Here is a 13,958-nt window from a genome sequence, read left to right as displayed (position 1 = left end):
CTAACTTCTGTTCTAATGTCCATTTCCTGTATTTCATATCTCAAATATATGGGTTTTCAAATTTAAAATATCACTCCGAACTATTAAGGGGCTAAACTAATTTGGATCAAACAATCGTATTCAAAATAATGTTAAAGATTAAAATCTTCTTATTTCTTCTCCCCTGCTCTATTTTTTCACAAAGCATTACTGGAAAAATTTTCGATAGTGAATCTACCGTAAAAGGGGCCCAGGTTATCAACAGCACCCAAAATAACACTATTTTCACAAATGAGAAGGGCACTTTTACGATGAAGGCATCGGTAGGTGACTCGCTTCACTTTAAATCGCTATTTCACCATGATAAACATATAAAACTTTCAAAAACAGATTTTAATGATGTTTTGGTTATAGAACTAAAAAAAGAAGTGAATGCATTGGGAGAAGTACGCTTAACCACCGACGCAAAACCCAAAGCTTTTGACCCCATAGATTATACCCAGCAGGTGTCTTTAAATTTGAAAGAAGACATGAAGCGTAATCCCCATTTATATAAGCCTTTACCCAGCGGAGGAGGCTTTAATATTTTTGCAGTTGTAGAAGAAACCGTTATGCTTTTAAAAAAGAAGAAGCCAAAAACAAACCCTATTACATTTATAAACTACAAAACATACGACTCCTTATTCTCGCAGGATTCTTTTTTCAATAAAACATTATTAAAAGAAAATTTACACATTACCGAGGCTCTTAAACCTTTATTTTTTGATTATTGCGATGCTCAAGGCTTAAATACCAAATTGCTTAAAAAGGCAAACCAATTTATCTTACTAGATTCTTTATTATACTTAAGCAAAACCTTTAAAACCAGCTTAGAGTCTTCAAAAAAAGAATAATTACTATGTAATTAAGTGCGTTTTTAAGATATGATACCATCAAAAGTTATATTTTTAGACTTTATTTTAAAATATTATGCAACGTACCCTATACTTCTTTATTTGTCTTTGTTTTTTATTGCTTTGGAGTTCCTGTAGAAAGGATTTTGAGTTTTCATCAAGTAAAGGCAACCTCGAATTTTCTAGAGACACGGTATATTTAGATACTGTATTTTCCACCCTTGGTTCTAGCACTTACACATTAAAAGTGTATAACAACAGTAGTGAAGATATTATTATACCCCATGTAGGTTTAAGCTTGGGAGAACATTCGGGCTACCGTTTAAATGTGGATGGCCAATCTGGAAAAACTTTTGAGAATGTGGAGCTACTTTCTAAAGACAGCCTTTTTGTTTTTATTGAAACCACCGTCGACATTAAAACCCTCCCCACTACCCAACCCCAATTTTTATATACCGATGCCATTACATTTGACACCGGAATAAAGCAACAAAAAGTAGCACTGGTTACCCTAATTAAAGATGCGGTTTTTATATATCCCAACAGAGATCATACCACAAAGGTTATTGAGACACTAAGTCTCGATATGGGAGGAGAAATAGTTGATACCGAATTACAAGGGCGGGAATTACTACCCTCGGAATTAACTTTCACAAATAAAAAACCCTATGTTATCTATGGTTATGCTGCAGTACCCCATGGCGAAACCCTAACCATTGATGCTGGCGCTAGAATACATTTCCATAACGATTCGGGTTTAATTGTAAGCGAAGGCGCATCGCTACAGGTAAACGGCAGCCCAAGCACTAATCCTGACTTACTAGAAAACGAAGTAATTTTTGAAGGCGACCGCTTACAACCTGGCTTTTCTGATATTCCTGGCCAATGGGGTACTATTTGGCTTCTTAAAGGCAGTATAAACCATAATATTAATTATGCTACCATAAAAAACGCATCGGTAGGCCTTTTATGCGATGGTAATGCTAATAATGTGAATGATAAATTAACCATCACCAATTCTCAAATTTACAATTCGAGCAATTTTGGAATTATGGGCAGAAACAGCTCTATAACAGCAGAAAATGTGATAATAAATAACGCGGGACTCTCTTCTTTTGCTGGCACCTTTGGTGGAAAGTATAATTTTACGCATTGCACCATAACCAATTACTGGAGCAATGGATTTAGACAATTCCCTGCTGTATTATTGAATAATTTTAATGTAAATGAAAGCAATACGGCAACATTAGCACATTTATCTCAAGCCAATTTTAACAACTGTATTATTTATGGAAACGATACCCCAGAAATTTTATTGGATAAAGTTGAAGATGAGACCATAGCCTTCAACTTTAAATTCACCAATTGCTTAATACGGATGGAGAATAGCAATGGCGGTTTAATAGGCGCTAATTACGATGTGAGCAACACGGCACATTACGAACAAAATATTTTTAATAAAGACCCCGATTTTAAAAATGCAAACAAGAACCAACTCCTTATTGGTGCTAAATCTGCCGCCATAAACAAAGGAAACACTTCTTTTTCTGCTCAAGTGCCCCAGGATATTTTAGGCGTTAACAGAGTTGCATTGCCAGATATAGGGAGTTATCAACATGTTGTATTTCCCAATAAAAATTAAAACAAAACGCTCTTGTATGGTTGCCCCAAATAGGTGATTTTTCATAACACTATAAGTCTGTTTAATCTTTATCTAAAAGCAAGTAGTCGTTATACGTTCTGATTAAAATCCTTTAAAAAAAATTAAATGGCGCTGCCGATTAAGAAAATATAAATCCCGTTGAAGAAATTAAATTAACGAAGCAGATGTTTTTATATAAAAACAACTAAATAAAATTTATATAAAAAGGTAACCAGAAGAAAATAACGATATAAGACCTTTAATATTAGGGTCTGTTTTTAATAATAAAAACCAAACCCTTTGTGTTCTTGAAGCCATATGAAATAAATATTACTCTACCCGTTCTATACGTGCCCCGATAGCTCTTAAGCGCTCATCAATGTTTTCATACCCCCGATCTATCTGTTCGATATTTTGAATCGTAGACGTCCCTTTTGCAGAAAGGGCCGCAATAAGCAAGGACACCCCTGCACGGATGTCTGGAGAAGTCATCGTCATCGCCTTAAGCGTCGATTTAAAATCATGCCCTATTACGGTTGCACGGTGCGGATCGCATAAAATAATTTTTGCGCCCATATCAATCAACTTATCTACAAAGAACAAACGGCTTTCAAACATTTTTTGGTGTATTAATACACTACCTCTCGCCTGTGTTGCCACAACCAGTATGATACTAAGTAAGTCTGGTGTAAACCCAGGCCATGGAGCATCAGAAATGGTTAAAATAGAACCATCTATATAATTTTGAATTTCATAGCCATCATTATGGGCAGGGATATGGATGTCATCACCACGTTTTTCAACCGTTATACCTAATTTTCTAAACACATTTGGAATTAGGCCTAAATCATCCCAAGACACATTAGTAATGGTCAGTTCACTTTTAGTCATCGCTGCCAATCCAATCCAACTCCCTATTTCAATCATATCTGGCAACATCGTGTGGTCTGTTCCTCCTAAGTTTTCAACACCATCAATAATCAACATATTAGAGCCCACACCACTAATTTTAGCCCCCATTCTATTCAGCATTTTACACAATTGCTGTAAATAAGGTTCGCAGGCGGCATTGTAAATAGTGGTTTGCCCGTCTGCTAAAACAGCAGCCATTACAATGTTTGCAGTGCCTGTTACCGAAGCTTCTTCAAGCAACATATACGTTCCTTTAAGTTTTTTAGCTTCAACACCATAAAACTGTTCTTCTCTATTGTAACGAAATGTTGCGCCTAGTTTAATTAAGCCCTCAAAATGCGTATCTAAACGCCTACGCCCTATTTTATCCCCTCCTGGTTTTGGAATGTACCCTTTACCAAAACGAGACAATAAAGGGCCCACAATCATAATAGAACCTCGTAATCCGCGTCCATCCTCCTTAAATTGAGGCGATTCTAGATAGTCTAAATTAAGCGCATCGGCTTTAAATGTATAACTTCCTTTAGCTAATTTTTCGACTTTAACCCCTAGTTTTTTTAAAAGGCCAATAAGCTTATTAACATCTACAATGTCTGGAATGTTATGAATAGTAACTAAATCTGGTGTTAATAAAACAGCACATAAAATCTGCAATGCTTCGTTTTTGGCACCTTGAGGCTGGATGCTCCCTTTAAGTTGGTGGCCCCCTTCTATCTTGAATGTTCCCATACGGTATTATTAGTAACGCTTTCTTTGTCGGTTGTTTATTGGCTTTTTATGATATGCTTTTTTACTAACGTTACTGGTATTAGAAAACTTAGTTTTAGCACGCATCAAGCTAGATGCATCTGATAAATCTTCTTCTGAATTTTTTAAATTTATTTTCCCTTCAGAAAGCTCATATAAATGATTGTAGATTACCTCATCTTCTACGGTGTCTTTGTTCCAATTTAAAAAACACTTTTTCATATGGTTAGCGATGGTGTAGATAAGCGCTTCTTTTAAATCGCCCTCTTCCCAAGTATTTGCAACATCTATCATCGTTTTGATATTATTGCCATAAAAGCGATACTTAGGAAAGTTTTGTGGGTATTCTAGCGGTTCTGGGTGCTCTTCCAACGCTTCTTTTGATGGTTTTGGATATGGGGAATCCACATCCAATTCAAAATTGGCCATAATAAAAAACTGATCCCAAAGCTTGTGCTGAAAGTCTGGTACATCACGCAAGTGCGGTTGTAGATTTCCCATTACAGCAATAATGGATTTTGCTAATTTTTCCCGTTCTTCCTTAGTTTCACGAGTTTTTGCGTAATTAATCATTTTCTGCATATGGCGACCATATTCAGGAATAATTAAATGCTCACGCTCAGTATTGTATTCTAATTCGTCTATCAAAATGTGTGTAGAGTTATAAATTGGTGCACAGTTATAAAATTGGTGCACATGTAGTTGTAATGCTTGCGCAAAATACAAAAAAAAATTAAAGACTAATCACCCCTTCCACTTTTTCTGTAACTTCCTTATATTTTTCAATAACAGCCTCTGGGTTTGGCATAGACAAACTTATAGATGCACTAATATATTTCCCGTTTTTAGACTTAGTTTTCTTTATAACGGCTCCCATATTATCGAAAACAGCTTCTAAAACAGCCATTTTCGAATGGTCGGATTTTATAATAAACTTATATAGGTACTCAGAAGGCCAACTTGCGGTTTCGTACAATTGTCCTTTCAGTTTTTCGTAAAATTCATCAGAATTTGGAGGTGTGCTCATCTTTTTTTTATATGATACAAATATACAGATTCATTTCTATTTTTTTTATCGCCGCTAAATTCCGATTTTTACAACTAAAATCAAACACTTGGGCATAAAAAAGATTGTAATTACTGGGGGGCCTGGTTCTGGAAAGTCCACGCTAATAAGCGCATTGGCTAAAAGAGGCTACGCCTGTAGGGAAGAAATCTCTCGTTCCATCACTATTAAAGCTAAAAAAGAAGGTATTGCGCAGTTGTTTTTAACCCAGCCCTTATTATTTAGCAATTTGCTTTTAAAAGGACGCCTAAAACAATATACAGATGCGCATTTACTAAATAAAGAGGTGGTTTTTTTAGATAGAGGTCTACCCGATATTCTAGCCTACATGGATTATATAGGCGAAAGCTATCCATCACATTATATAGAAGTATGCCAAGCCCATGTGTATGATAACGTTTTCATGCTAAAACCATGGGAGGCCATTTACACCACAGATACCGAACGCTATGAAGGTTTTGACCAAGCTTTAGAAATTCATGATTGTTTAATAAACACATATCAAAAACACCAATATCCTTTAATTGATGTGCCTTTTGATACCGTTGAAAACCGTGTGGATTTCATTTTAAAAAGCCTCAACCTATAAACATGGAACATCCTATAAACATACTAGAGCGGTACTGGAAGTTCAAGAACTTCAGGCCTCAACAAGAAGCCATTATAAATGCCGCGATAGCTGGCGAAGACACCTTTGCGCTTTTACCCACCGGAGGAGGAAAATCATTATGCTTTCAAGTTCCTGCCTTGGTCAAACCCGGTATCTGTATTGTTGTTTCTCCACTTATTGCCTTAATGAAGGATCAAGTACAAGCTTTAAATAATAAAGGCATAAAGGCCATGGCCCTTACCAGCGGCATCTCCTTTCAGGAATTAGATACGCTTTTGGACAACTGTATTTATGGCAACTATAAATTTCTATACTTATCGCCCGAGCGCTTACAACAAGAACTGGTACAAGAACGCATTAAACAAATGCCCGTAAACCTTATTGCGGTAGATGAGGCCCATTGTATTTCGCAATGGGGTAACGATTTTAGACCAGCCTATAAAAACATTACGCTTTTAAGGCAATTACAGCCCAATGTAAATGTAATTGCGCTTACTGCATCTGCCAGGCCAGAGGTTGTAAAAGACATTGTTAAAGAACTCGACTTTATAAATCCAAAAATCTTTAAACAATCGTTTTACAGAGCGAATTTGGCTTATATTGTTTTTACAGAAAACGATAAATATTACCGTATTGAAACCATTTTAAAAAAATACAATGCCCCTTCTATCATATATGTTAGAAACAGAAAAGCGACACTAGATTTAAGTCGGCTTTTAGAGTCCAAAGGAATTAGTGCGACCTATTTCCATGGCGGGATAAGCAATGCCGAAAAGGACCAGCACATGCAGCAATGGCTCCATAACCAAAAACAAGTGATGGTTGCCACCAATGCTTTTGGTATGGGAATTGATAAACCTGATGTTAAGACCGTTATCCACTTAACGTTACCGGAAAGCATGGAAAGCTATTTCCAAGAAGCTGGGCGTGCGGGCAGGAATGGCGAAAAAGCGTTTGCTGTAATTTTAAAAAATGAGAGTGACAAAGCCTTAATCCAGAATCAGTTTTTAAACGTTTTGCCTACAGTCGATTTTATTAAGCAAGTGTACAAAAAACTATGTGCATATTTTCAGATTCCCTATGGGGAGGGCGCATATTTTACGCAAGCCTTTAATTTCAATAGCTTTTGTAAAACCTATAACTTTAATAGTGTGCTATGCTATAACGCTTTACAACTATTGGATAGAAATAGTATCATTACGCTATCCAAACAATTTAACAATCAAGCCACGCTACAATTTACCATTAGCAGTTCGTCTTTATTCCACTATTTGAATACCCATCAAGACATCAGTCTCATTGTGAAAACCATTTTAAGAATGTACGGTGGCATTTTTGAGCACGAAACTAAAATAAGCACTAAGAGTATTGCCGACAAAACTTCAGTTCCTGAAACCGATATTATAAAAGTTCTAACAAAGCTGGAGGCAGACGCTATTGTAGCCTTAAAATTGGCCAATACAGACGCACAAATTACGTTTATAGAACCACGAGAAGATGACAAAACCATTAATAGAATTGCATCTATAATTAAGGAACAAAACACGCTAAAACAGCAACAGGTAAAAGCTATGCTCGAATATGTTGAAAATGATGCTGTTTGTAAAAGCATGCAACTTCTCGCCTATTTTGGAGAAACCGATATCGAGCCCTGTGGCATTTGCTCGGTTTGCATCCAATCTAAAAAACCAACACAACCACAACCTCAAAAATCTCTAAACAAACAAATCATCGAATTACTGGAGCACAGCGACCTATCGTCCAGAAGCCTGACCGAAAAATTAAACTGTTCTGAAAAAGAGATTCAAAATATATTGCAACTTATGCTCGAACATAATATTATTGCAATCACAAATAAGAACACCTATAAATTATATCATTTATAAAATGACTGATAAAGAAAATATGCATCCAGAAACCAAGGCTTTAAGAATTGTATTTATGGGTACGCCCGATTTTGCCGTTAGCACTTTAAAAGCTTTAGTAGAGCACCACTATACTATTGTGGGCGTTATAACAGCACCCGATAGACCCGCCGGTAGAGGTAGGCAACTTAATGAAAGTGCCGTTAAACAATACGCTAAATCTGTAGGCTTACCCGTTTTACAGCCTACAAATTTAAAATGCGGTGATTTTTTAAAAGCACTAGAAGCCTTACAAGCTAACCTTCAAGTTGTTGTAGCTTTTAGAATGCTTCCTAAAGTTGTATGGGATATGCCCGAATTGGGAACTTTTAACCTACACGCTTCGTTATTGCCCAATTACCGTGGCGCAGCCCCCATAAATTGGGCTATTATTAACGGTGAAAGCAAAACTGGGGTTTCTACTTTTTTTATAGATGAAAAAATCGATACGGGCGATATGATCCTTCAAGAAGAAATCGACATTGAACCTTCAGAAAACGCTGGTAGTCTTCATGATAAATTAATGCATTCGGGAAGCTTACTGGTTTTAAAAACAGTGCGCTTAATAGAAGAAGGCGCTGTTATAACTACAGCACAAAAAGAAACTGAAGATATAAAAACCGCTTACAAATTAGATAAAGACAACTGTAAAATAGACTGGAATGCAAACATAGACGACATCTATAATAAAATTCGCGGCCTAAGTCCTTACCCAGCGGCATGGTGTAGCTTGATAAATGGAAACGACACTTTGGATGTAAAAATCTATGACGCCGAAAAAGAACTTACAGTGCATGAGTTAAAAAACGGCACAATCGTTTCCAGCAAAAATGACTTAAAAGTAGCCGCCCCTAATGGGTACATCTATATTAAAGAAATGAAGCTTCCTGGAAAACGGACCATGGATATAAAATCCCTTTTAAATGGATATCAGATTGAAAATGATGCCAAGATGCGCTAAACCCTTATGGCTATTGATATTATAAATAATCGACAAAATACATTCGCTTTATTAACAAATAGCCAAAGTTATTAACATAAACGCGGATTTCCCTTGCTATTACTTGCGTGGTTACATAATCCGTATAAATTTGTAAAGGATTTAACAAAAACGTTTAACCATTTTTTAATAATTAAAATTTCATACTATGAACAAAACAGATTTAATCGACGCAATGGCAGAACACGCAGGCATTACTAAAGCAGCTGCGAAGAAAGCATTAGAATGTGCACTTACCGAAATTGAAGGCGCTTTGAAAAAAGGCGATAGAGTTTCTTTAGTTGGATTTGGCTCTTGGTCAGTTTCACAAAGAGCTGCTAGAGAAGGTAGAAACCCACAAACAGGAGATACCATCCAAATAAAAGCTAAAAATGTTGTTAAGTTTAAAGCTGGCGCAGATTTATCAAATGCAGTAAACTAAGGTTAAAAGCCTCATTATATAAAAACCTTTTAGTATGGCTAAAAGGTTTTTTTTATACAAAAAAAGCTCGAAATGTTGTTTTTTTAATAAAAAAACATTAGATTTAGTTACTAATATCATATTAAATGATAACAACTAAACCAAAAAAAGGCGATCTATTAATCGCCGAACCAGCAATAATAGGCGATATGTCTTTCAATCGTTCTATTGTTTTGCTAGCAGATCACACTCATGAGGGTTCTATAGGTTTTATTCTCAATAAACCTTTACGTTACAGTATAAATGATTTAGTTCCCGAAATAGTAGAAGCTTCTGCCTTTAAAGTATATAATGGTGGCCCCGTAGAACAAGATAACCTCTATTTTATACATAAGGTCCCTCAATTGATTCCCAATAGTATAGAAATATCTCTAGGTATATTTTGGGGCGGCGATTTTAATAAAGTTGCCGAACTTATTAGCAGTGGGAATATTAAAGAGACCGATATTCGTTTCTTTCTAGGGTACTCAGGTTGGGGGAACAACCAATTAGAAGTCGAATTGCAATCCCATTCTTGGGTAGTTACAGATAACACCTACAAAAAAGACATCATAGAGAAAAGTTATGAATCTTTTTGGAAAGAAAAAATGATTGAATTGGGCGGTGATTACAGTATCTGGTCTAACGCACCAGAAAACCCAAATTACAACTAACTCAACCTTGCTTTTACATTCATTTTCTGTAAAACCAACTTTGCAATGTCTTTGGAAAATTCCTTTTTTCTATATTTTGTAATGGGCTGAATACCAACAATAACATTAGTGACCCATAATTCGTCTGCTTTTTGAAGCTCAAAGGGCGATATAGAAGCTTCTTCAAATTTGTAATCAGGAAGCGTTTTTATTACATTTATAAGTTGGGTTCTCATAATGCCTTTTAAGCAACCATCGATAAGTGGTGGGGTTTTAATAACATTCCCCTTCACTAAGAAAATGTTGCCATTAAGGGCTTCCACTACTTTTTTATCGGTATTTAAAAGTAAACAGTTTTGAAAATGATTCTCATGGGCAAATATACTTCCCACCACATGAAGCACCTTATTGTTCGTCTTTAAAGTAGATATTAAACTTGGCGAAATATAATGGTCTTTAAACAAGTCGACTTCATAAGCAGATTCATTTATAATAAAAAAATCATGTTCTAGTTCTTTAACGGTTATGATAAAACCAACATCGTTAGTTTCTGGCAGGTATAGCCCGCCTTCGTGCCTGTGAACTATAATTTTTACCCGTGCAGTTTTCCCAGATAGTTGGTTTGCTTCAATGGTATCCTGCACTTGTGCTTCCAAAAACTCCATGGTAAAATTCATGGGAATTTCCATTCGTAAAATACGCATAGAAGCCATGAGCCTAAAATAATGATCCTCCCAGAACAATATTTTACCATGGCTTATTTTTAAGGTTTCAAAAAGAGCATCTCCATAATTATACCCTCTATTATCAACCGATATTATATTTTTTTCCTCTGAAAGATTTCCGTTAAAATTTATCATAAAAATATCCCACTAACTGTTATTTGAAAGTGGGACAAATATAATTTAAAATATACTATTTAGAATTATGCGGAGCCTAAAACCTGCTTTAAACTTGAAATTTGATTCTCCCATAGCATTTTGGCTTCATCTATTTCATCATCCTCGGCAAAATCAGTAATGATTAAAGACACATCTTTGGTTATATCATCCACTTGAATTCGGATTTCAAAATAACAACTGTTGTTGTCTTCATCATCATTAAGCCATCTAAATTTTACACGCTCCTCATTTTTTTTACTTAATAATTTTGCCTGTTCCTCGCTATCGTCCCAAATAAAGGTAAATAGCTCCCCTCTTAAATTTACATTGTCTGAAAACCATTCTGACAATCCAGAAGGTGTAGAAATATATTGATACAACAATTGTGGGGATGCATGAATAGGAAATTCCACCTCAAACTTAATTTTCTCTTCCATAAAGTATTCTAAAATTTATGTTGCTCAATATATACATTAATTGATAAGTTTAACCACAAAATTTAAAAATATTTTAGGTAACTTATATTTGGTTACACCAATATTGTTTTTATATTTGCAACCTCAAATTATGGCGAGGTAGCTCAGCTGGTTAGAGCGTCGGATTCATAACCCGGAGGTCATGGGATCGTGCCCCATTCTCGCTACAAACAGGAATGTTAATAAAAAGCGGTTTTACACCGCTTTTTTCATGCTTAAAAACAAAGGAAATCCAGCAAAAGTACACGGAAAAGTACACTTTTTCAAAATGAATTATTCTATTGGGTTTTTATACGGGTGGCGGCAAAATCGAGAACTGGCATAAGCTTCAAAAAGATCGGTATGTGTGCTAGTAGTATCGAGACCCTAAAACACAGCTTCTCGTTAAGCAAGAGCCAAACATAAAACTAGAAATCAATTCTAATTAAAACAGGAAAATTTAATGATGCGATAATGCAAATCAAAAGAGAGCTTATCTATCTTTTTAAAACGGGTTATCTCCCTTATGATTCCTAACTATAAATGCGGGCTAAGTTAGCAACTCCAGAATAAATGCCATTGCAGTTAAATCTCCGCCCCTTTAGAAACTATCTAAAAAAAAATGACCTAAGCATAAAAACCTAAGTCATTTTTAAACCTGTAATGTTATAAATCAATTATTTAACACTAGATAAAACCTTATCAATTTCATCTTGAATCAATCGCCAATCATAATATTGGAATGCTTTACCATTGGTCATGGCAACCAACATGCCGCTAGGAAATTGTTTTCCTAAGTTGACATGCGTAAGTTCAGCACCATCACATTCAATAGTAGACACCGAAACCGATGTGATCAATTTATGGTCGTGCTTGCTTTCTAACGAACCTTCTCTCGGATAAATTAAAAACTTATTGGCCTGCTGATCAGAAACCAAAACATACCCTGTGCTTTTACCTGTTTTATAAATGGCAATACCTTCGTGATCACGTTGTGCATCATTTTGAGCAAAAAAAGACAATTCTGTATTATTATCTAGGCTTGGATCGGCATAATATTTGCGTACACCCGCGGTTTCATCGGCATAATAAACATAACCTAACTCATTATCGACCGCTATCGCTTCAATTTCCTTTTTTCCACTATACGTTCCGAAGCTTCTTACTTTATTGCCTTTTACAATAGTATCGTTGTCTGTATAAAGTTCATATTGCCATAGATAATTTTCTAATGGACCAGATTTCCTTCCTACTATAGCGTATGTCTTTCTTACAGAATCCGTGTCTTTTGAATACAGAGCTACTCCCATAGGCTCATCATGTTCTTTCTCTATTTCATTTTCAAAAACTTTTATGCCTCCATTATCAATCGGCAATAAATCGGGCAACCGAAATACCCGGATACTATTTGCTTTACGCTCGCTAACTACAGCAATATCAATCTTTTGGTCTCCGTATGCAAAACCGTAAGCGATATCGACATTATTGGGGCGTTTTAAATTCAAGACTTTATTGACAATTTCACCTTCTAAATTATACGCATAAATACCACCATCAACATCTTTGTCGGTTCCTATTACTAAACTTTGGCTAGGGTCTGTAGGATGAATCCATATCGCAGGATCATCCGTGTCATTAGGCGTTTGCTCTGTTACTATGGTAGGCTTTAAAGCGTTTAAATCTGGTTTATTGAGGTTGTCTTTACAAGCTATTAAAGTTGTAATCACGAAGCCGAAAGCTAAAAATTTATATAGTAATGTTTTCATTTAATCTTTTTTTAACTCTATGGAATGTAAAATCTCGGAGCTATTGTCATGTGCTTTGATACTCTGAATCAGCATGGTCTTTCCGTTGAGCGTAAAACTCATAAAACCTGGCTCTGCTGCGGCAAAAATAGTGCCTTCACGTTCTCCTGTAGGACGTGTTTCGCTACCTGAACCCGATAAAAACTGGGTAGTATATCTTCCTTTTGGTCGGATGACTTGCAAGTCATGTTCATGACCACAAATATAGGCATCCACCTTATAGGTGTCAAATACATCTGCAAATTGCTTTTCAAAATCAATGGTATCTTGAGACTTCTTGCGTTTTCCGCCGCTATACAACGGATGGTGTCCTACGACTACTTTCCATGTGACTGCTTTATCATCGGTATCTAAAGTTTCAATAAGCCATTGTTTTTGAAGTTCTGCATCTTGATCTTTTAATCTCGGATATTTTAACTCATTGTTTTGATAACCTGGAATAAACGGATTCGTGTCCATGACAACCAAAAGCAGTTTTTTGCCGTCTTCTAATTCAAAGGTTCTACTGTAATAAGTGGCCGGCATATTCCAACGGCGACTTATATCTGAATAGTCTATCTGTGCCTGAATACTGCCTCTGTGATCATGATTTCCTAAAGCTACATACCAATCGATATAAAGTGCTGGATGTGTATAAACATCGTTAAAAGAAGCTTTCCAATGTTCGTCATAAACGCTAGCAACACCATTTGGATAAAAATTATCTCCCACCGAAACGATAAATTCAGAGTCCAGCATCAAAGCTGCATTTCCTAGCTGTTTAGCAACTTCCTTTTGATAGTATTCGCCTGCTCTTCCGAAATCGCCTAAAACTAAAAAGCTAAATCCGTCTTTGGTACTTTGTAATTCTGGGATAAAGTCGCCTTTATATCCCGCTGTTTTTTTGCTTTCAATAAATGAATCTTGCCCAAAAAGTGTTTGAAATGCAAAGAAAACTATAAGTAAATGTATTTTTTTTATGGTCATAATAGT

14 protein-coding genes and 1 tRNA gene are annotated in these 13,958 nt (G+C 35.8%); 8 read left to right on the top strand and 7 right to left on the bottom strand.

What is annotated here, in order from left to right; translation table 11 throughout:
• Nucleotides 1–128 precede the first annotated feature (128 nt).
• Both ACFFU9_RS07175 and ACFFU9_RS07170 read left to right on the top strand, forming a co-directional pair.
• Nucleotides 129–872 carry a hypothetical protein gene (locus tag ACFFU9_RS07175; protein ID WP_379860709.1) on the top strand — a complete coding sequence of 248 codons (744 nt, stop codon included), beginning with the start codon at nucleotides 129–131 and terminating at the stop codon, nucleotides 870–872.
• A gap of 76 nt (nucleotides 873–948) precedes the next feature.
• Nucleotides 949–2,514, top strand: a complete 1,566-nt coding sequence (locus ACFFU9_RS07170; protein WP_379860708.1) for a right-handed parallel beta-helix repeat-containing protein — start codon at nucleotides 949–951, stop codon at nucleotides 2,512–2,514.
• Nucleotides 2,515–2,844: 330 nt separating this feature from the next.
• Here ACFFU9_RS07170 and murA read toward each other — a convergent pair whose 3' ends face one another.
• The 3 genes from murA to ACFFU9_RS07155 all read right to left on the bottom strand — a co-directional run bounded on the left by murA (nucleotide 2,845) and on the right by ACFFU9_RS07155 (nucleotide 5,200).
• Nucleotides 2,845–4,155 carry a UDP-N-acetylglucosamine 1-carboxyvinyltransferase gene (murA, locus tag ACFFU9_RS07165; RefSeq protein ID WP_379860707.1) on the bottom strand — a complete coding sequence of 437 codons (1,311 nt, stop codon included), beginning with the start codon at nucleotides 4,153–4,155 and terminating at the stop codon, nucleotides 2,845–2,847.
• A gap of 9 nt (nucleotides 4,156–4,164) precedes the next feature.
• Nucleotides 4,165–4,821 carry a DUF4290 domain-containing protein gene (locus tag ACFFU9_RS07160; RefSeq protein WP_379860706.1) on the bottom strand — a complete coding sequence of 219 codons (657 nt, stop codon included), beginning with the start codon at nucleotides 4,819–4,821 and terminating at the stop codon, nucleotides 4,165–4,167.
• 85 nt (nucleotides 4,822–4,906) lie between these two features.
• Nucleotides 4,907–5,200, bottom strand: a complete 294-nt coding sequence (locus ACFFU9_RS07155) for a DUF493 domain-containing protein (RefSeq protein ID WP_379860705.1) — start codon at nucleotides 5,198–5,200, stop codon at nucleotides 4,907–4,909.
• Between the two features lie 88 nt (nucleotides 5,201–5,288).
• On the opposite strand from ACFFU9_RS07155, the gene ACFFU9_RS07150 reads away from it, so the two are divergent.
• The 5 genes from ACFFU9_RS07150 (at nucleotide 5,289) to ACFFU9_RS07130 (ending at nucleotide 9,866) form a co-directional block, all read left to right on the top strand.
• Nucleotides 5,289–5,828: an AAA family ATPase gene (locus ACFFU9_RS07150; RefSeq protein ID WP_379860704.1), complete on the top strand. Its 540-nt coding sequence runs from the start codon at nucleotides 5,289–5,291 to the stop codon at nucleotides 5,826–5,828.
• 2 nt (nucleotides 5,829–5,830) lie between these two features.
• Entirely contained in the window at nucleotides 5,831–7,735 is a 1,905-nt protein-coding gene (locus ACFFU9_RS07145) for a RecQ family ATP-dependent DNA helicase (RefSeq protein ID WP_379860703.1), read from the top strand.
• 1 nt (nucleotide 7,736) lies between these two features.
• Entirely contained in the window at nucleotides 7,737–8,714 is a 978-nt protein-coding gene (gene fmt, locus ACFFU9_RS07140; protein ID WP_379860702.1) for a methionyl-tRNA formyltransferase, read from the top strand.
• 187 nt (nucleotides 8,715–8,901) lie between these two features.
• Entirely contained in the window at nucleotides 8,902–9,174 is a 273-nt protein-coding gene (locus ACFFU9_RS07135) for an HU family DNA-binding protein (protein WP_379860701.1), read from the top strand.
• Nucleotides 9,175–9,299: 125 nt separating this feature from the next.
• Nucleotides 9,300–9,866 carry a YqgE/AlgH family protein gene (locus tag ACFFU9_RS07130; RefSeq protein WP_379860700.1) on the top strand — a complete coding sequence of 189 codons (567 nt, stop codon included), beginning with the start codon at nucleotides 9,300–9,302 and terminating at the stop codon, nucleotides 9,864–9,866.
• On the opposite strand, the gene ACFFU9_RS07125 is transcribed toward ACFFU9_RS07130, so the two are convergent.
• The gene (locus ACFFU9_RS07125) at nucleotides 9,863–10,705 is read right to left on the bottom strand and encodes an aminotransferase class IV (RefSeq protein ID WP_379860699.1); all 843 of its coding nucleotides are present in this window, start codon (nucleotides 10,703–10,705) and stop codon (nucleotides 9,863–9,865) included. The two genes, ACFFU9_RS07130 and ACFFU9_RS07125, sit on opposite strands and share 4 nt — an antisense overlap.
• A 65-nt stretch (nucleotides 10,706–10,770) precedes the next feature.
• Nucleotides 10,771–11,163 carry an START-like domain-containing protein gene (locus ACFFU9_RS07120; protein ID WP_379860698.1) on the bottom strand — a complete coding sequence of 131 codons (393 nt, stop codon included), beginning with the start codon at nucleotides 11,161–11,163 and terminating at the stop codon, nucleotides 10,771–10,773.
• Between the two features lie 132 nt (nucleotides 11,164–11,295).
• Between ACFFU9_RS07120 and ACFFU9_RS07115 the strand changes: the two genes are divergently transcribed.
• Nucleotides 11,296–11,369 (top strand) — tRNA-Met (locus ACFFU9_RS07115).
• A gap of 489 nt (nucleotides 11,370–11,858) precedes the next feature.
• On the opposite strand, the gene ACFFU9_RS07110 is transcribed toward ACFFU9_RS07115, so the two are convergent.
• Nucleotides 11,859–12,947: a phytase gene (locus tag ACFFU9_RS07110; protein ID WP_379860697.1), complete on the bottom strand. Its 1,089-nt coding sequence runs from the start codon at nucleotides 12,945–12,947 to the stop codon at nucleotides 11,859–11,861.
• Nucleotides 12,948–13,952 (bottom strand): metallophosphoesterase, encoded by a 1,005-nt coding sequence (locus ACFFU9_RS07105; protein WP_379860696.1) that lies wholly within the window; start codon nucleotides 13,950–13,952, stop codon nucleotides 12,948–12,950.
• Nucleotides 13,953–13,958 lie beyond the last annotated feature (6 nt).

The organism is Mariniflexile ostreae, assembly GCF_042427585.1.
Taxonomy (GTDB): Bacteria; Bacteroidota; Bacteroidia; order Flavobacteriales; family Flavobacteriaceae; genus Pseudalgibacter; species Pseudalgibacter ostreae.
The sequence above is the reverse complement of the archived record's forward strand: the minus strand, read 5'-3'. Positions and strand labels throughout refer to the sequence as shown.